The sequence below is a fragment of the Bacillus sp. DU-106 genome, assembly GCF_004799705.1.
Classification (GTDB): Bacteria; Bacillota; Bacilli; order Bacillales; family Bacillaceae_G; genus Bacillus_A; species Bacillus_A cereus.
Genome location: NZ_CP026607.1, coordinates 2655917 through 2675503, shown reverse-complemented (window position 1 = coordinate 2675503; position 19587 = coordinate 2655917). Strand labels below are relative to the sequence as shown.

Sequence of the window (19587 nt, the reverse complement as noted above, 5' to 3'; positions counted from 1 at the left end):
TAAAACACGGATGCTAATTCATATTAAATATAGAATAATGAAAAAACAATAAGCGTTTATCCATCCCTTTCAAGTCGCATAAGTGATTGATATAATAGAAGTAGATGAAAGATAAAGAAAAGCAGGTGACTCTTTTTTGTTTACAAAAGCACAAGAACTTTTAGCGTCTTATTTCGGTTATTCGTCATTCCGAAGAGGACAAGATGAAACAATTAAAAATGTATTAGATGGGAAAGACACTGTCTGTATTATGCCTACAGGTGGTGGTAAGTCAATTTGTTATCAAATTCCCGCATTAGTATTTGAAGGAACAACGTTAGTTATATCGCCTTTAATATCACTTATGAAAGACCAAGTAGATACATTAGTACAAAACGGTATTTCAGCTACCTATATTAATAGTTCTATTTCGATTGCGGAAGCGAATCAACGAATTCAATTAGCGAAACAAGGCCATTATAAGTTACTTTATGTAGCGCCTGAGCGACTGGATTCAATGGAGTTTGTTGACCAACTTATCGATATGAAAATCCCTATGATTGCGATTGATGAAGCACACTGTATTTCACAGTGGGGACATGATTTCCGTCCAAGTTATTTACATATACATCGCATATTAGATTATCTTCCAGAAAAGCCGCTCGTATTAGCATTAACAGCAACAGCAACACCGCAAGTACGTGATGATATTTGTAATACACTTGAAATTAATAAAGAAAATACAATTATGACAACGTTTGAGCGTGAGAACTTATCGTTTTCTGTCATTAAAGGGCAAGATCGAAATGCATATTTGGCGGATTATATTCGTCAAAATCAAAAGGAATCTGGGATTATATATGCAGCTACTAGAAAAGTAGTCGATCAGTTATATGAAGATTTAATGAAGGCAGGAGTTTCTGTATCAAAATATCACGCTGGTATGAGTGATAGTGATCGAAATGAGCAACAAGAACTCTTTTTACGAGATGAAGTAAGTGTAATGGTAGCAACATCTGCATTCGGGATGGGTATTGATAAATCGAATATTCGTTACGTAATTCATTATCAGCTTCCAAAAAATATGGAAAGTTACTATCAAGAAGCAGGACGTGCTGGTCGTGACGGATTAGATAGTACATGTATATTGTTATATTCTTCTCAAGATGTACAAGTACAGCGTTTTTTAATTGATCAATCAACTGGAGAATCACGTTTTTCAAATGAACTTGAAAAATTGCAAAATATGACTGATTACTGTCATACAGAACAATGTTTACAATCATTCATTTTGCAATACTTTGGAGAAGAACCGAAAGAAGATTGTGGACGCTGTGGTAATTGTACAGACAATCGCGAGAGCATCGATGTGACAAGGGAATCACAAATGGTTTTATCATGCATGATTAGAACGAACCAACGCTTTGGAAAGCAAATGATAGCGCAAGTATTAACGGGGTCGAAGAATAAGAAAGTTATTGAATTTAATTTTCATACTTTACCAACGTATGGGCTTTTATCGAACCGTAGTGTAAAAGAGGTCAGTGAGTTTATCGAGTTTTTAATTTCAGACGAGTTAATTGCAGTTGAACATGGCACTTATCCGACGTTAAAAGTAACTGAAAAAGGGAAAGAAGTATTACTTGGTAAAGAGAATGTTTTACGAAAAGAACGAGTAGAGACAAGACAAATTGTTCAAGACCATCCTTTATTTGAAGTGCTTCGTGAAGTACGTAAAGAAATTGCACAAGGAGAAGGTGTACCTCCGTTCGTTATTTTCTCTGACCAAACATTAAAAGATATGTGTGTGAAAATGCCGCAAAGTGATTCCGAATTGTTGACGGTAAAAGGTATCGGAGAACACAAACTTGTGAAATATGGTTCGCACTTCTTACAAGCAGTTCAGCATTTTATTGAGGAAAATCCAAATTATGCTGAAACGATTAAGACAGAAGTAGTTTCAGAGCGTAAAAAGTCAGGAAATGCGTCCGCAAATTCTCATTTAGAAACGTATGAAATGTATAAACAAGGTATTGATTTGAATGAGATTGCAAAAGAACGTAACTTATCAAGACAAACAATCGAAAACCATTTAATTCGCTGCTATGAGGATGGAATGGAAGTAGATTGGCACAGCTTTGTTCCAGCAGAGTATGAATCTCTTATTGAAACTGCCGTTCAAAATGCAGATGGTGGTCTGAAATCTATTAAAGAACAGCTTCCGAATGAAGTGAGTTACTTTATGATTCGTGCTTATTTACAAATAAGAAAGTAGAGGCATATAAAGGGGATAAGAATTTATGTATCATGTTTTCGTTTATGGCACGTTAAGAAGAGAACAAACGAATGCTCATTATATGCTAGGTGCAACATGTATCGCAGACAGAGCTTGGACATATGGAAAATTATTTGATACGAACGAAGGATATCCGGCCATGACTTATTCGATTGAAGAACAGGTGTATGGAGAAGTTTATGTAGTAAATGATGAGATATTGTGTAAGTTAGATGAACTAGAAGAATATAGAGGCAATGCGGAGACTGATTTATATGATCGAATCACGCAAACAGTATATGTTGCTGATGGGGAAATTGAGGCATATGTGTATATCGCTCAAGATAAAAAGATGTTAAAGAAAGTGATAGACTCTGGTGACTGGCTTATGTATCAAAAAATATAATAAGGTAGTTTTAAAAATTGGAAAGCAGATAATGACGAATTCATTATCTGCTTTTTATTGTGTGAATAATTGTCGTTCTCTTTTTATTCTTATAGTTCTTAGTACGATTCCAATTCCGAGAAATAAAACAGTAGCAGCGACCCCGCTAATAGGATTTAACCAAAAATCACTACTGTTTGTAAGGGTAATAATCCCTGTTAGGGGAACTAAAACAGTAGGAACAGCATCCTCAATCGCATGCATGATAACGCATGGCCAGACGGATTTTGTAAGTCTATATATTTCAACATACATAATTGACCAACAAACCATAAGGATACAGCCAGATAAAAGCATATTTAATCTTGAGATAGATTCAAAATATTCATTTGGCAAAAAGACTATATAATATGCAGCATGCCAAAGTGCCCAAATGAAACCAGAAATAATATAAATGTACCAATCGTTTAGATTTAGTTCAATCAACTTTGGAGTTAAATAATCGCGCCAAGAAAACTCTTCAAAAATGTTTTTAATAAAGTTACCAATAGAAGACATGACTATGAGTGACAATAACGTGGATATATCAAAACTAGAAATATGAGCTACTCCAAAAATGAGCGATATGCTTATCGTTATTACTGTAACGAATGGATAAATAAGTAGTGCAGTGAAATACCATATAAAGTTTCCTTTCAAATTTGGTTTGATGCCAAAATCATTCCAATCTCGGCTAATAACTCTAAGTAAAATGCTTACGAGGAAAGGTAATATTAGCCATAATCCCATACCTAAAGTGTTTCCTTCAGGTTGATTTGTTAGAAGAGAATCTAGAAATACCCCAATCCATCCACTGGCCAAAACAGTGAATACAAAAATAAGTAAATATAACTTTAGTGATTTCTTTTTCGCGACATTCATTTGAAGAGCCTCCTTTACTTTTATTTATCCGACTATTTATGGGCAGTAAAACGCCCATTGATTAAAGTCTTTAATTTTTACAATGTTTTTTAATAGATAAATTAAATAGGAGACAAATAGAAAGAAGTATCTTTTTCATGCATCACTATACTATATGTGTATGTGTGTGATTTAGATGTTGCATATTCTTTTTAAATTAGAAAGATGAAAAGTAAGTTTTTTCGGAAAATTTAAATGGAAACTATTGACTTTATGATTGGATTTTTAATACAATGATACTTCGACTGAAAAATTAGAACGGACAGGAGGGAATCGTCGAAATGAGCAACATATTTGAAGATGAGTTACAAAAAATGAAGGATACTTTACATACGATGGATGAGCAATTGGATAGGCTTGAAAAAATCCCGGTTTATTATGGAGAAGATTTTAAAGAGCAAATTCTTGAAAGTATGAGGGAGTCTAATAGACAAAACTTACGTATTGGTGTGCAAGAGCCGTACTTTGGAAGGTTAGATTTTCAGGAAGATGGAAAAGAAGAAGTTATGCCGATTTATATCGGAAAAGTAGGGGTTTCGGATATGGACACGATGAAGCCAATCATTATTGATTGGCGAGCGCCTGTCGCAAGTATGTTTTATTCATTTACCGGTGGAGAAGAATTAGCATTTTATCAATCACCAGATGGGTTAGTAGAAGGTGATGTGTATTTAAAACGAAACATTTCCATTCGAAAAAGAGAACTTGAACGTGTTGTTGATACATATGTAAAAGGAAATGAAGATGTATCACATGCCGATGATTTTCTTCTATATCGATTAGGTGAGAATAAAGATAATAAGCTAAAGGATATTGTTTCAACGATTCAATCGGAACAAAATGATATTATTCGAGCGGAAAGAAATTTACCATTACTTATTCAAGGGGTTGCAGGGAGTGGAAAGACAACAATTGCTTTACATCGCCTTGCTTTTTTAATTTATGAATATCGTGAACAACTAGAAGCAGAAAGAATGATCGTATTTGCACCGAATAGTCTGTTTTTAGACTATATTTCGAGTGTACTTCCTGAATTAGGTGTAGGGAATATTAGTCAAACAACGTTTCCAGATTGGGCATTACGTACGTTAGATGATTCAGTGAAACTAAAGCAGACAGAAAAAAAATTGAAAGAAGCATTTTCAATTAATCGTGATGAAAAGAAGGTAATGCTAGGTAAATTAAAGGGTACGTTGGAATTTAAGACGTTTATTGAAGAGAGAATGATCCAATTTGAAAATGAGTTAGTTCCGACAAAAGATTTTGAGGCGTGGGATAGAGCAATTATTCCATTAGAAGATGTTAAAAAATGGATGCAAGTTGAATATAAACATTATCCTTTACAGAAAAGAAGAGAACGATTAGTAGGACGAATGAAGCGCTGGATTGAAATTGAACTTAAAAAATTCGGGGAAACAAACGAGAAAAAATTACTAAAAAAAGAAGCGACTAAGAGACTGAACGCATATATGAAGTTTTGGCCGAAAATGAGTGCTCTTTCACTGTATAGTTCAATAGTAAAAAGTAAAGAAATACTTGAGGTATTACCTGAAGAACTTGTTAAAGAAACAGAAAAGAGTTGTCGTAAAAAAGAAGTGTGTGTAGAAGATTTACCAGCTTTAATATACATACATCATCGTATAACAGGGATCGAAATCGGGCAGAAGTTTCATCACGTTGTTATTGATGAAGCGCAAGATTTTTCGCCTTTCCAAGTTTATGTATTAAAAGAAATTACATTAGGTAATTCTTTCACTATATTAGGTGATTTATCGCAAGCGATTTATGATTACCAAGGAATTGAAGATTGGAATGCTTTTAAGGAAGTATTCCAAGAAACCGGTTATTATGAATTGACAAGAAGTTATCGTTCTACAAAAGAAATTATTGAATTTGCAAATGAAATAATTAAAAATGCAGAAATCCCAGTAGGACTCGCAACACCAGTCTTCCGCAGTGGAGAAGATGTGAAAGTAATTCATGCAGAAAATCAATTTACTGAAATTGTGAAGACGGTAAAACATTTGCAAAATGCAGATGTGAAAACAATTGCGGTAATCGGAAGAACAGAAGATGAATGCCGTGATATATATGTGAAATTAACAAATGCAGGATTAACGGTAAACGTAATTGAAGCAAACCAAAGTAAATATGAAGGTGGTATATCAGTAGTACCTGTCTATTTAGCGAAAGGTTTAGAATTTGATGCGGTGCTTTTAATTGATGTGGATGAAGAACATTACAAAAACACAAAACATGATGCAAAGTTACTATATGTCGGATGTACGAGATCACTTCATGACTTATGGATTTTCCATAGTGGGGAAGCGTCACCTTTAATTAAAGGATTAAAATAAAGTAAAACTATAATCAGTGGGGAGTTTTACTGCAAGCTAATGTGGGATAAATATAAAAAGAGGATTTCTATTACTGTCTACTTAACAGGGAGATGACCATGAAGATCCTCTTTTTATATTGAAATTAATGTTCAATTTTAAACGAATAAAGCCATTAATATTAAATTTTGGTAGCTATCATCCAATTTTACACCCTTTGCTTTTCTACCCTCTTCAAAGAAGCCTAGATTCTTATATAACTGGATTGCACCTAGATTATCTTCCATTACCTCAAGACAAACTTTTTCAATCTTACTGTTATTTTTAGCCCAATTGATTAACGTTTCTAGAAGAGCTCTTCCGATACCATAATTTCGATATTCAGGTAGTATGGTCATCGCAAAAGCCCCTTGATGACTAATTTTTTCTTTGTTTCCGTTCTTAAAATCTATTGAGCCGACTAACTTACCATCAACTTCAGCAATAAACTGTACATAATTTGGATTTTCATGATAAGCTTTTAACGTTTTTTGAATAGCATCGATACGCACCTTTTTTACATCCTCAACCGTACTTAGCATGTATGGAGCGTTTATTAAAGCTTTTGAAGCAGAATCTAGTATTCTTTCTGCATCCTGTTCTTTAGCTTCTCTAATTAGTATTGTTTTTCCATCCTTAGATTTATAAGTAAAAACATTAGTTGATAAGATACTACACACACCCTTTCGGAATATAATTAGTTGAATTTTTTAACTATCGTACGATTATTAAGTAAGAAAAAGTCGTATCACCTTTTTCTTCAATCGCTCTGCTTCAACTTAATGACGATTATTTCAGATATTTTTAATTTTTACAAGAATTTATTCCGTTATATAGCCTGATTGTTTAATAATATGACTGGCGTTTTTTAAACAATTTTATTATGTTTTAAACAACTTTATTATCTCTGTACAAGATGAACTAACGACTTGAGCTGTTGTGTAAATAATATACAATGACCTTTTCTAATTCCTTAGTTTGTTCTTTTTTCCGTACACGAACAGCATCTACTGGAATTTGTGTATGTTTTAACCAATCTAGAATTAAGTGTAGTTGTTCTTGTATTTGACCAATGTTTTGCTCCTTTATGTTCTTATTCTGAATTCTATTAATTAATTGAAGCATATAGGGAAGTTTTTCTATACATTCGCTTAAATCTCCGCAATAACCTGAAGGGAATTCATGTGTACCAAATTCTAAAGTATGGATGTAATTAGAAACTAGGTATATCATAGCTTCTTGTTCGGTATCACCACCTAATTCAATCGCTTTTCGAAGGAATTTTTCTAAATCGTCATCTTTATTGCTAGAGTCCATATAAATTCCTATCCATCTAAAAGGTCTTGAATCAATCGGGTTGTTTTCTGTCCATCTATATAGAATGTCAATTAGAAAACTATTTAGTGAGAAAGTTAAGACCTCATCTTTTTCGTTTAATGCATCTAAAATAGTAAACAACGAAATGGCAAACTCTTCTTGATCTTTTGATTCCCATTTCTTTGCATTTGAAATAAATGTCTCTAAATGTTTATAAGCTAATTTTCGAAGTCCCGCTTCGCGATGCTGACAGTAACAAATAAAATCATGCCAATGTTCATTTGTATTCATATGTATAATAATAGTTTGTAATGCAGTGAGAGGTTTATCCATTATAAGTCCCCAATCTATTAAGCACGTGTTGAAAATTTAGTGTTATTATATCATTACATAAATTAAAGTGGGAAGAATTTAAGATGGATTTTATTGGTCGCGGGATCCAATTGATTGGTAATGTAGCAGTTCTAACAGGACTCATTATAGACTTTGAAGATGAAACGTAAAAAAAATATTATGTTTATCTGGATATTAAGGTAATGAAATATTAGTATTTATTTAATTTTTAGAAAACATAGACTACAACATTAATAAATGGTATAATTTCCTTGTTATTGGAATTAAAATGAAAATATTAGAAGAAAAAGGATAGGGTTGGTTTTAATGGGGGATTCTGATCACAAAGAAACAAAGGCAATATTAAAGTTATGGTTTATTTATATACCACTTGCATTTGGAGAGTTTGTCTTTTCGAATATCATAGATTATTTAAAAAAATAAAGATTTTGCATTTGAAAAACAATTAACCTAATTTAATTGTTTTTTTATTTTTCTCTAATAAACCAAACAAAAATAAAGATTTTGAACAAGATGAAGTTTATGAAGGAAATAACGTTGATTAGGTGCTGAAAACGGGAATCATTCAAGCATGGTAATTCGCCATTTTTATAGCTTCCTATAGTGAAATGTTATGTTCACATCATATGTATACGATATTTGTAACTTAATATAGCATTACTGGAACTTCAAAATTAGTAGTTAAGGTTGCTACCTTTTAGAGTGCTATAGATATATAACTTAGCTAAAAAAGCAAAAATCATATAATTTGCGCTTTTTATTATCCGTTTTTTGGTAAATGATTATAGTTTTTGTCACATTAATACTGTACGATACATAGTATAAAACACATACTGTATGACATATAGTAATGAAAATGAGGTGAGTGAATGGATACTTTATTAAACTCGTTAATTACTGAGTTAAGAAGAGGGACATTAACGTTAGCTGTTTTAAGTCAATTAAGAACGCCGCAGTACGGATATTCACTTGTCCAGTTATTGGAGCAATCAGGGATTACAATTGATCAAAGTACTTTATATCCACTACTTCGCCGATTAGAAAAGCAGGAGTTAGTGACGAGTAGTTGGGATAAAACAGAGAGTAGACCTCGTAAGTATTATGTTTTAAGTGAATATGGATTAGAGATATTTTTACAATTGAAAAAGCAGTGGGTAAAGGATTCGAAAGAACTTTATAACTTATTAAAGGAGGAGGACGAAAATGAGTTTGATTGATATGTATGTCCATGAAGTTGCGAAGAGATTGCCTGAACAAAATCGTGAAGATATTACACTTGAACTACGGTCAACAATAGAGGATATGTTACCGGACGATTATAATGAGGAAGATGTGAAGAGTATACTCGAAAAATTGGGAAGTCCAGTTTCATTGGCTAATGGGTACTTGGATAGACCAATGCATTTAATTGGACCACGTTATTTTGATGTATATACGACGCTATTAAAAATGATTATACCAATTGCAGCTGTTATTGCGCTCATTTCAATGGTTGCAGAAAATTTTATAGGCTATAATGGTGATCAAGCGGTATTAAATGTTATTTTACAATTGATAGGTAAAGGTATAGGGGAAATTTTTGAAGTGGGTCTCCATGTATTTTTCTGGTTAACACTTGTATTTGCTATTTTAGAAAGAACTGATAAAGAAAAGGATCCACACCCATTAACAACAAGCTTAAAAAAATGGACACCAGATGACTTGAAAAATGTTTCGTATATCCCGAAGAAAAAGGCGATTTCAAAGTTTGAAGTTTTTGGAGGTTTAATGTGGACAGCAATATGGGCTACACTTTACTTTTATGCGAATCATCTTGTAGGCGTATATCATGGTACAGAAAACGGATTGAAGTTTGTCGCGCCAACGTTTAATCAAGATGTTTTGCTTCAATACTGGCCCCTAATTTTGGTTATGATCGTTTTCGAAGTAGCTATATCACTTTATAAGTTAGTACAGGGACAATGGACGAAAAGGTTGGCAATTGGAAATGCTATTCTTCAAGTAGTCGGAACAATCATATTCATTGTAATTGTAGTAAATCCACATTTATTAAACGCAGGATTTATTACGTATTTGGCAAATGCATTTACTATTTCCCCAGAGGAGTTTAAAACGTGGCTCATTGGGGGAGGAATTTTCTTCTACATGTTATCTGCTGCAATAAATATACTTGATGGTTTCCGAAAAGCTAGTATTCGTATGTAGATAAAAATCGGAAATTTCGATAAAATAAAACTATTGAAAAGATAGTGAAATAAGATGAACATGATGAAAGGAAGAAAACAATGATAAGGGAAGCAACGAAAAGAGATTTAGCATACATTTTAGATATTTATAACGATGCGATACTTTATACAACAGCTGTATATGCGTATAAACCTGTAACCCTTGAAAATAGAATAGATTGGTATGAACAAAAAAAGGCTGAAGGGTATCCAATTTTCGTATATGAATTAGATAATAAAGTAGTAGGATTTGCGACATTCGGCCCATTTAGAGCGTGGCCTGCTTATAAATATTCAGTTGAACATTCTGTGTATGTAGATAAGGCATATAGAAAAAATGGCATTGGGTCTTCATTAATGAAAGAATTAATCAAAATTGCAAAGGAAAGAGAGTATATGACCTTAATTGCTGGAATTGATGCAGAGAATGAGAAAAGTATTGCCTTGCATCAAAACTATGGATTTATTCATGCAGGAACAATAAAAAAAGCTGGTTATAAGTTTAATAAATGGCTAGATTTAGCTTTTTATCAGCTGGAACTTAACGGTCCTGAAAATCCTATAGAAGAATAAATATTTTTCGGTAGCAAGAAAAAATTCATGCTACCTTTTTCTTATTTTAATAGCTAATGAAAAGTTTTTTTACATTCAATGTTGAAATATTAGAAGTTAATATAACGATATAAAAAGAGGGATGGAAATGGAAACTGTTATAAATAAAATAAAAGAGGTACAATCTAATTATGTGGGAATGGCAATTTATTCTACAAAAGATAATCGGATAGTTGCTTCATATAATAATGAATTAAATATTCCGTTAGCATCAGCAGCAAAATTAGTCATTGGATTTGTAGTAACGCAAATGGTGAAGGAAAATAAACATAATTGGAATGATATACTTCATCACATTAAATTTAATCCGCATGAAGATAGTGCGCAGTTATATCCGCATTTACAAGGAAGAACTTCTTTAACACTTAGTCAAGCGGTAGAGGTAATGATTGCTTGTCATGATAGTTGCGTTGCACAGTCAGTTGTAATGCACTGTGGTGGATGGGATGCTGTGAAAATGTACGCACAAACGTACTTTTCAAAAATTTATATACAAGAGAATGCTAGAGATGAGAAAAATGTTGGAGAATTAAGTGAAGTTCTTGCCCTTTTCATACAAACCTTTCAAGGTTATAAATCAGAACCAGAATTATGGGAACCAATTATTAGCGGCATGGTAAGACAGCAAGGAGAGTATGAAGAAATCCCATATTATCATTTAGCTCATATGACAGGTGGATTACTCACAGCTACAATAAATATTGGTATTATAGGAATGTTTAACGAATTTCCGCTTCTTTATGTGATGGGGGGAAAAGATTTACCGAATCGAAGTGAAAATAAAGAGGTAGATGAAGCTTTTGCAGCAGTTTTAAAGTACATATACAAAGAATATAGTGAAAGCATGCTAGGAGTGAGCGATTGAAAAGAAACTTAAAGACTTCAACAATCATTATTTTAATTTTAACGATTATTGCTCTTGAAGTTGGAATCGCACTATATGATCACAATTTGTCATTAGATACAATTTACTTTGCAGCGATCCTTATTTGTATTGTATTGCTTTTTGGCACACGTGTTTCTGGAGAGAAAGAAAGTACATCGCAACGAGGAAGAAGAAAAACAGCTCTTATATTTTGGCCATCTATTTTATTGTCTATCGTTTGTTTTGCGGTTATAAGTTACATAAGGGTAGGATATGTCTCTGTACCAGGTATAATTGGCTTTTCATGCTTTGTTACATATGGTGGATTCGTATGTATTAGTATTTTAAAGAGAAAAAATAAAATGTAGATTACTAAGCTGAAAGGAAGCAATATAAATGAAACATATAAAGAACGGTACACGTACTGAAGGAGAATATATTAAAAATAAAGTTATTCAATATAATATGTCCATCTTAACAGATGAGGCAAGACAGACGATGGAAGAAGTACGCCTCGTAGTAAAAAATGAAGAAGGAAAAATTTTTGGTGGCGTAACAGGTACGATGTATTTTTATCACCTTCATATCGACTTTTTATGGGTTGATGAATCAGTTCGTCATGACGGTTATGGCAGCCAACTTTTACATGAAATTGAAGGGATTGCGAAGGAGAAAGGGTGTAGATTAATATTGCTAGATTCATTTAGTTTTCAAGCACCAGAATTTTATAAAAAGCACGGTTACAGGGAGTATGGTGTCGTTGAAGATCATCCGAAAGGTCATAGTCAGCACTTTTTTGAAAAGAGATTATAATAATATTATGTATACTGTTTGATAGGAGAAAGAATATGTACACGTATAAATTGCAACAAGAACAACCAATCTGTGCAGAAAAAATAAAGAAGCTTTATGATTCTGTCGGTTGGTGGCCAGAAAGAAAAGAAGTCGATATTGAAAAAATGTTAAAGAATAGTATAGCCATTGGAGTATGGGAAGAAAATGAATTAGTTGGATTTGCTAGAGTCGTTTCTGATGGTGTTTTTCGAGCATACATTGAAGATGTTGTCGTACATGAGAGTGTAAGAAATAAAGGTATTGGAGAGAAGATGCTTACAATATTACTTCGAGAAATATCTCATATTCATATTGTTAGTCTATTTTGCGGAGAGAAGCTAATAAAGTTTTACGGTGAGCAGCAATTTCAAGCAACGAAGCAAATTGTGATGCATCGTAATCAAACAGGGAAAGAATAAGAGGTGCCAATTAAAATGAATGCAACAAGAGCATACTGTTTATCGAAAAGAAAAGCGACAGAAGATTCTCCAGATGGTTGGAGTGCAACATGTATGAGGCTTAATAATAAAATATTTGCGATAGTAAATCATGAAGAAGGCGAAAAAGCTGCGATTACATTGAAGTGTGATCCAGAAGTCGCATTAAGAATAAGAGAAGATTATCCAGAAACCATTATTCCAGGGTATCATATGAATAAAAAACATTGGAATACTGTTTATATTCATAAGGACATAGTGCAGGAGCAAATTAATAAAATGATTGATTGGTCGTATGATTTAGTACTACAATCATTTTCAAAGAAAAAGCAGCAGGAGTTAATGGATTAATATGTATTAGGAGTGTGTGTAATGAAAGATTCGATTAAAGATACGTATGATAAATTAGCGAGTACATATAAAGAAAATCTAGATTTCGCAAATCCATATAACAGTTATTATGAAAGACCGGCGATGATGGAGCTTATTCCAAAGGAACTAGAAGGAAAAAAGATACTAGATGCTGGATGTGCAGCTGGATGGTATACTTCTCAATTCATAAAAAGAGGAGCAAATGTTACAGCAATTGATGTAAGTCCTGAAATGGTAAAAGCAGCAAAAGAAAATATAGGAGAAGAAGCAACGTTCCTTTGTCATGATCTGCAAGAAACATTGCCATTTAAAGATAATACATATGATGTGATTGTAAGTTCATTAACTCTTCATTATATAGAAAATTGGAATCAAGTATTTCAAGAATTTCGTCGTGTATTGAAGCCAGGTGGAGAACTTATATATTCTATTCATCATCCTTTTATGGATTTCACAAAGTTTCCATGTGAAAATTATTTTGAAAAACAGTTATTAATAGATACTTGGGTTAAACCGAATATTACTATTGAAGTCAAGTTTTTTAGAAGATCATTACAAGACATACTAAATGAAACTACAAATTATTTTGTATTAGAAGAGATAGTAGAACCGAAGGCAATTGAAAAAATGAAAGAAGTAGACGAAAAATCATATTATTATCTAAATACGAATCCACATTTTCTTATCATTAAAGCAACTAATAAATAGCTAGTAAAATAACTTTGTTTTACTAGCTATTTACAGTTTTACATTACATATTAGGGGACTTTAAAATGAATACGAAACGAAATAGAGTAGTATATGCACTATTTACTATAGTTATTATTATTTTAGGTCTTAGCTCAAGAAAGTTTTCTTTTGCACTACCACATCTATTAAATAATTACTTAGGCGATGCTTTATGGGCATTAATGATTTTCACTGGCTTTGGATTTTTGTTTCCTAAAACAGAGACGAAGAAGTTGGCTTTTATTAGTTTAATGTTTTGCTACGGGATTGAAGCGAGCCAATTGTATCATGCGGAATGGATAGATAGCATGCGTGCAACGACTTTGGGCGGACTCGTGTTGGGATACGGTTTTTTGTGGAGTGATTTAGTGGCCTATACAATTGGTGTTGGAGTGGGAGTACTGTGTGAGGTTATTTTTCGGAAGACATAAGAATTGTAAAAGGGGTATTTGTAAATGGAACAAGCACTGGAAATTGCAAAGTTTTGGTTTCAAAATGAACATGTCACAGCTACTGTAATTCAACAAAAAGTAGCGAAGGTTATATGCAAGAATAAAGAGTATATTTTAAAGAAAACAGGATCAATAAAGCAACTTCTAGTTGAATTCGATGTTTTGAAGCAACTGTATGAAAAGGGAATTAAAGTACAGAGAGTAGTAAAGACAGAAAATGATGAACAATATGTATTATATAAAGAAAAATATTATTGCTTATATGAGTATGTTGCCGGAAGTGTTTTAGAAATAAAAGATACGAATAAGCTGGAAAGGCTAGCAAGTACAATTGGAGAAGAAATAGCTAATCTGCACAAAGCATTACATTCGGTGAATAGTGACCATGAGTTAATAAAAAGAGATTTATATAGGATGGTATTTGAATGGGCTATACCGATTTTAGAAAAGAATGAGTATGTTCATCGAGAGGTAATTCAAAAGATGGAGCGAATGCACGCAGCTTTCAAGGAAACGGTCCATCCATTACCGAGACAAATTATTCATCGTGATATGCATCTATCAAATGTAATCTTTAAAGATGATAAACTGGAAGGGTTTATAGATTTTGAGATTTTAGAAAATAATGTAAAAATATTTGATTTATGTTATTGCTGTACAAGTATATTAAGCGAGCTATTTAGTGATGAAAGATTAAGAGGGAAAGGGTTACATATCGTTAGCAAAGTCTTTGAAGGTTATTATAAACAAAATGATTTAACGAAAGAAGAACTAAAAGCCATTTGGTATGTTATGCTTTCAATTCAAATTATCTTTATTGCTTATTTTGTCCAGTTACCAGATTCATTAAAGTTAAATGAAGAAATGTTCTTCTGGATTTTAGCTAATAAGGAAACTATTGAAGAAGTTATAGAAGGTATCGTAAAGGTATGAAAAAAATAATATTAATTGGTTCTGGTGGTTCAGGAAAATCTACATTAGCAAGGCAGTTAGGAAATAAATTAAATATTAAGGTGCATCATCTTGATGCATTATTTTGGAAACCGAATTGGGAAGGTGTTCCGAGAGAAGAACAAATAGCAGTTCAAAATAACTTAATTAAAGATGAGAAGTGGATTATTGATGGGAATTATGGCGGGACGATGGGTATAAGACTGAATGCAGCTGATACAATTATCTTCCTTGATATTCATAGAACAATTTGTATTTATCGTGCTTTTAAAAGAATTGTAAAATACCGGAATAAAACAAGACCAGATATGGGCGCGGGATGTGAAGAAAGATTTGATTTGCAATTTTTTAAATGGATATGGGAATATCCTAATGCTAAACGACCTACAATTTTAAAAGGGTTAGAGCAATTGCCGGAAGAGAAAAAGGTTATTGTTTTAAAATCTCCAAATGAGGTTCGGAAATTTTTAGAGCACATATAATTATAGAATGTAACACAAAAATTCTTTGTGAATCTTACCGATTAGTTTAATAAAACTAATCGTTTTTTATTATGAAAAATTTAACGCTTTTTGAAAATTCTATTTTGTAATGAGTATATGACTTTAAGTTCATATAAAATGAACGTTTGGAGGAATAGAAAATGACTAACGATTTAATTCAACTAATCAATTCATTAATGGTCAATATTCCAGCTGGAGAGGTAGTATTAAGAGATGATCGAATAAAAAAAGAATGGCTAGTACAAATTCAACCATTTCTTCTTGCAAAGTATGCTGTAACAATGGAACTATATGATGCTATTACAAATAGTACATTAAATAATTTTGATGAAAATCATAAACCAGTTGTCAATATTTCATGGAACGATGCCATTTCGTTTTGTAATGTACTTTCAAAAAAAGCGGGATTAAAAGAATATTATTCTATTAGTGATGGTGGTCAAATTGTGAAATGTAATTTAGGTTCAAATGGCTACCGATTACCATCTGAGGCGGAGTGGCAATATGCATGTAAAGCAAGTACAACCGGATATACATACGGGAAACTTCATGATATAGCGTGGTATAATGAAAATTCAAATGGAGAGATTCATGACGTTGGCCAAAAAGAACCGAATGCATGGGGACTTTATGATATGCTAGGGAACGTTTGGGAATGGTGTTATGATTTGTATGATGAAACAGTGTACGGATCATACCGTATTTTTCGTGGTGGTAGTTGGGCTGAAACAGCGAGAGGGTGCGGCGCTACTTGTCGTCGTCGAAGCCATCCTACATTTCATATAGATGATCTCGGTTTTAGACTCGCTAGGTCAATTTAGTAGGAACATGATACGAACAGCTAGGAAAAGAGTATGGAGAGAATCCGTACTCTTGCCAACATAGAAATGATTTAACGTAAGGAGTGTTTATTATGGCGCGTGTTTTATTTATTAATGCTGGATCAGAAGGACATATAAATCCAACTTTACAAGTTGTAGATGAATTGATTTCTCGTGGTGAAGAGGTCATTTATTTTTCAATAGAAGCTTTCAGGGAGCGGATTGAGAAGACAGGTGCTACTGTACGAACGATTGATGATCAAAAATTTATAAAAGCGTTTCTATCTGGAGGCAGAAATTATTTACAGGAAAGAATAAATGGCCTTCTACATACAGCGGATATTGTAATACCTAGCGTTTTAGAACAAATTGAAGGTGAACATTTTGATTACATAATTCATGATTCTATGTTTGGCTGTGGCCATTTAATTGCTCAAATCCTTAAACTTCCAGCCATAAATTCATGCACATCTTTTGCGCAGGATGAAAAATCTTTTGAGCAAATGTTAGGTCATCTATCAAAAAATATCCCAGTAGAAATTTATGATAAAATACAGAATGATTTTCAAAACTTAACGAAGGGAATTGCTGAAAAATATGGTGTTGAAATAAAATCATCGTATGAAGTTTTCTGTAATCCTGCACCCCTTACTATTGTATATACAATTAAGGAGTTCCAGCCTTTTGGTGATACTTTTGATGAAATATATAAATTTGTAGGACCATCTATCTCTGCACAAATGAAAAACAGAGACGTTGATTTTACTTCAATTGAAGAAAAAAGTCCGATTTATATTTCATTAGGTACTGTTTTTAATGAAGCGATTGACTTTTATAAACTGTGTATGAAGGCCTTTGAGAATAGTGAGCATACAATTGTTATGTCTATTGGTAGTGAAACAAAAATAAGTGATCTAGGCGAAATTCCTAAAAACTTCATTGTGAAAAACTATGTACCCCAAACTGAGCTGCTTACATATACGAAACTATTTATTACACACGGCGGGATGAACAGTGCGCATGAAGGACTGTATAACGGGGTTCCGCTCGTTGTAATACCGCAAAGTGCAGATCAGCCAGTAGTCGCAAAGCAAGTGGAGAGTCTTGGAGCAGGAATAAAATTACAAATGCAAGGATTAACTGCGGATCAACTAAGTGAAAGTGTAGAAATGGTATTAAATAATCCGTCATTTAAAGAAGTTGCTTTGAATTTGAAGAAATCTTTCCAAAAATCAGATGGATATAAGGAAGCTGTTGATGAAATTTTTATATTTGTAGGTCAGTGAAAAAATGAAATTATACATTAGAAAAGCATCTAAATAGGATGCTTTTTATTTAACTTTATAATTCTTATTTTTAATATCTAGTATGGTTAAAACTAAGGCACTGAGAGATATAAGTATAAGAATAAAAGTTAACTAGTTAAATGTATTGTCAATTATGAAGTAAAGATGATAGATAAATATATTCAAATTTTATTTTAAAATGTTAGGACTTAGTTTTACATGTTAGTAATAATTTCACTGTTTCTGCACAACTTCTGCACATACTCAGGTAATTTCTATGTCATGATATATTCATAAAGTGAAATATTTCACAAGAAAAATATAATTTCACTGCGGTGTATGCATAATTAACACATACATCGGTACAAGTTTGTCTCTTGTTATTCTTTTACATCAAAGCCCACATTCCACTACAAAGTATAACAAGAAGGAGACATGAACATGAATAATCGATTTTTAAAACAACTACAAAATATGAAAATGAACAAAAAAAGTTTAGGAGCTGTAGCATTAACAGCTGGAATTATTAGTACGACACTTATTCCTCAAAATGCTTATGCGCACGGTTTTGTTGAAAAGCCTGGTAGCCGATCTGCTTTATGTAGTCCAACTTATGGTGCGCTAAATGTAAACTGTGGAAGTGTTATGTATGAACCACAAAGTTTAGAAGCTCCAAAAGGGTTCCCACAAGGTGGTCCAGTAGATGGACAAATTGCTTCAGCAGGCGGAAAATTTGGTGGTATTTTAGATCAACAAACAGCAAATCGTTGGTTTAAAAATACAATCACTGGTGGGGAAAATACATTTACTTGGAAGTATACTGCGCCTCACTTAACGAGTAAGTGGCATTACTATATTACTAAAAAAGGATGGAATCCAAATAAAGCGCTAACAAGAGCAGATTTTGAACCAATTGGAACAGTACAACATGATGGTTCTGCAGCTTCAAATAATTTAACTCATAAAATCAATGTACCTACTGATCGTAGTGGATATCATGTGATTTTAGCAGTATGGGATGTAGCTGATACAGCAAATGCATTCTATAATGTAATTGATGTTAATCTTATTAATGATGTGAAACCAGACATAGAAGCGCCAAGTATTCCAAATGGACTTCAGACGCAAAAAGTAACAGCGAATAGTGTAGAACTAACATGGAACGCTTCTACGGATAATGTAGGGGTAAAAGGATATCAAATCTTCCGTAACGGAGAGATGATTGATACAGTACTAGGCACTCATTTTATTGATAAGAAATTACAACCAAGTACAGAATACTCTTATACTGTAAAAGCAATTGATGCAGCTGGCAATGTATCGAAAGAAAGTGCAGCGCTTACAGTAAAAACGACAGTTGAGACTCCTGATACAGAAGCACCAACACAACCAAAAGGATTACATAGTATGGGAACGACAGCGTCAAGTGTGGATTTAATGTGGAGTCCATCTGACGATAATATTGGTGTAGACCATTATGATATTTATAGAGAAACAGAAGGGGCAATGAAAAAGATTGCAACATCCAATACAACTTCTTATTTGGATAAAAATCTGCTCGCTAATACTACTTATAAATATGTAGTGAAAGCTGTTGATGTAGCTGGAAATGAATCCGTACAGAGTGATATATTCACAATTACTACAAAAACTGAAAACGCTTCATATGAAGCGTGGGATGCAAAAAAAGCATATAAAAAGGGAGATAGAGTTCTGCACGAAGGAAAAGTATATGAAGCAGTCCAGAGTTATCAAGGAAATGGTGATCCAAACTGGATTTATGCATTATCATTATGGAAAACAGTGTAAGCTTTACTTAGGTATGAACTAAGAGATGATGGGCTTTGATGCAAAA

21 protein-coding genes are annotated in these 19587 nt (G+C 33.0%); 18 read left to right on the top strand and 3 right to left on the bottom strand.

Features of this window, described 5'->3' with window-relative positions; genetic code table 11:
- Nucleotides 1-136 precede the first annotated feature (136 nt).
- On the top strand, nt 137-2254 hold the full coding sequence (recQ, locus tag C3Y97_RS13645; protein WP_136363460.1) for a DNA helicase RecQ: 2118 nt from the start codon (nt 137-139) through the stop codon (nt 2252-2254).
- A gap of 25 nt (nt 2255-2279) precedes the next feature.
- A complete protein-coding gene (locus C3Y97_RS13640) occupies nt 2280-2660 on the top strand; it encodes a gamma-glutamylcyclotransferase family protein (RefSeq protein ID WP_060852053.1) in 381 nt (126 codons plus the stop codon).
- A 54-nt stretch (nt 2661-2714) separates the two neighbouring features.
- On the opposite strand, the gene C3Y97_RS13635 is transcribed toward C3Y97_RS13640, so the two are convergent.
- Nucleotides 2715-3560, bottom strand: a complete 846-nt coding sequence (locus tag C3Y97_RS13635) for a CPBP family glutamic-type intramembrane protease (protein ID WP_136363459.1) — start codon at nt 3558-3560, stop codon at nt 2715-2717.
- A gap of 320 nt (nt 3561-3880) precedes the next feature.
- On the opposite strand from C3Y97_RS13635, the gene C3Y97_RS13630 reads away from it, so the two are divergent.
- Entirely contained in the window at nt 3881-5956 is a 2076-nt protein-coding gene (locus C3Y97_RS13630) for a HelD family protein (protein WP_048558472.1), read from the top strand.
- A gap of 137 nt (nt 5957-6093) precedes the next feature.
- Here C3Y97_RS13630 and C3Y97_RS13625 read toward each other — a convergent pair whose 3' ends face one another.
- Both C3Y97_RS13625 and C3Y97_RS13620 read right to left on the bottom strand, forming a co-directional pair.
- Nucleotides 6094-6654: a GNAT family N-acetyltransferase gene (locus C3Y97_RS13625; RefSeq protein ID WP_000337115.1), complete on the bottom strand. Its 561-nt coding sequence runs from the start codon at nt 6652-6654 to the stop codon at nt 6094-6096.
- A 241-nt stretch (nt 6655-6895) separates the two neighbouring features.
- Complete coding sequence (locus C3Y97_RS13620) at nt 6896-7624, bottom strand: hypothetical protein (RefSeq protein WP_000360493.1); 729 nt, start codon at nt 7622-7624, stop codon at nt 6896-6898.
- Nucleotides 7625-8514: 890 nt separating this feature from the next.
- Here C3Y97_RS13620 and C3Y97_RS13615 point away from each other — a divergent pair.
- From C3Y97_RS13615 to C3Y97_RS13545, 15 genes are all read left to right on the top strand, one after another.
- Complete coding sequence (locus C3Y97_RS13615) at nt 8515-8862, top strand: PadR family transcriptional regulator (protein WP_000380296.1); 348 nt, start codon at nt 8515-8517, stop codon at nt 8860-8862.
- On the top strand, nt 8849-9850 hold the full coding sequence (locus C3Y97_RS13610; RefSeq protein ID WP_098771352.1) for an HAAS signaling domain-containing protein: 1002 nt from the start codon (nt 8849-8851) through the stop codon (nt 9848-9850). Before C3Y97_RS13615 ends, C3Y97_RS13610 begins: the two co-directional genes overlap by 14 nt.
- Nucleotides 9851-9930: 80 nt before the next feature.
- Nucleotides 9931-10443 (top strand): GNAT family N-acetyltransferase, encoded by a 513-nt coding sequence (locus tag C3Y97_RS13605; RefSeq protein WP_000617522.1) that lies wholly within the window; start codon nt 9931-9933, stop codon nt 10441-10443.
- A 127-nt stretch (nt 10444-10570) separates the two neighbouring features.
- Nucleotides 10571-11347, top strand: a complete 777-nt coding sequence (locus C3Y97_RS13600) for a serine hydrolase (RefSeq protein WP_065212630.1) — start codon at nt 10571-10573, stop codon at nt 11345-11347.
- Entirely contained in the window at nt 11344-11715 is a 372-nt protein-coding gene (locus C3Y97_RS13595; protein WP_000827997.1) for a hypothetical protein, read from the top strand. Before C3Y97_RS13600 ends, C3Y97_RS13595 begins: the two co-directional genes overlap by 4 nt.
- A 28-nt stretch (nt 11716-11743) precedes the next feature.
- Nucleotides 11744-12160, top strand: a complete 417-nt coding sequence (locus tag C3Y97_RS13590) for a GNAT family N-acetyltransferase (protein ID WP_000680537.1) — start codon at nt 11744-11746, stop codon at nt 12158-12160.
- A 35-nt stretch (nt 12161-12195) separates the two neighbouring features.
- On the top strand, nt 12196-12600 hold the full coding sequence (locus C3Y97_RS13585) for a GNAT family N-acetyltransferase (RefSeq protein ID WP_000288973.1): 405 nt from the start codon (nt 12196-12198) through the stop codon (nt 12598-12600).
- 15 nt (nt 12601-12615) lie between these two features.
- A complete protein-coding gene (locus C3Y97_RS13580) occupies nt 12616-12969 on the top strand; it encodes an MmcQ/YjbR family DNA-binding protein (RefSeq protein WP_000994621.1) in 354 nt (117 codons plus the stop codon).
- 21 nt (nt 12970-12990) lie between these two features.
- Nucleotides 12991-13698, top strand: a complete 708-nt coding sequence (locus tag C3Y97_RS13575; protein WP_000655262.1) for a class I SAM-dependent methyltransferase — start codon at nt 12991-12993, stop codon at nt 13696-13698.
- A gap of 65 nt (nt 13699-13763) precedes the next feature.
- Entirely contained in the window at nt 13764-14150 is a 387-nt protein-coding gene (locus C3Y97_RS13570; protein ID WP_001093458.1) for a ribosomal maturation YjgA family protein, read from the top strand.
- A gap of 24 nt (nt 14151-14174) precedes the next feature.
- On the top strand, nt 14175-15104 hold the full coding sequence (locus C3Y97_RS13565; protein WP_000434080.1) for a phosphotransferase enzyme family protein: 930 nt from the start codon (nt 14175-14177) through the stop codon (nt 15102-15104).
- Entirely contained in the window at nt 15101-15604 is a 504-nt protein-coding gene (locus tag C3Y97_RS13560) for a DNA topology modulation protein (protein WP_000720556.1), read from the top strand. Before C3Y97_RS13565 ends, C3Y97_RS13560 begins: the two co-directional genes overlap by 4 nt.
- Nucleotides 15605-15765: 161 nt before the next feature.
- Complete coding sequence (locus C3Y97_RS13555) at nt 15766-16446, top strand: formylglycine-generating enzyme family protein (protein ID WP_000180354.1); 681 nt, start codon at nt 15766-15768, stop codon at nt 16444-16446.
- Nucleotides 16447-16538: 92 nt separating this feature from the next.
- The gene (locus tag C3Y97_RS13550; RefSeq protein ID WP_098212918.1) at nt 16539-17732 is read left to right on the top strand and encodes a macrolide family glycosyltransferase; all 1194 of its coding nucleotides are present in this window, start codon (nt 16539-16541) and stop codon (nt 17730-17732) included.
- Nucleotides 17733-18173: 441 nt separating this feature from the next.
- Entirely contained in the window at nt 18174-19541 is a 1368-nt protein-coding gene (locus C3Y97_RS13545; RefSeq protein WP_001065145.1) for a lytic polysaccharide monooxygenase, read from the top strand.
- The last annotated feature ends 46 nt before the right edge of the window (nt 19542-19587 follow it).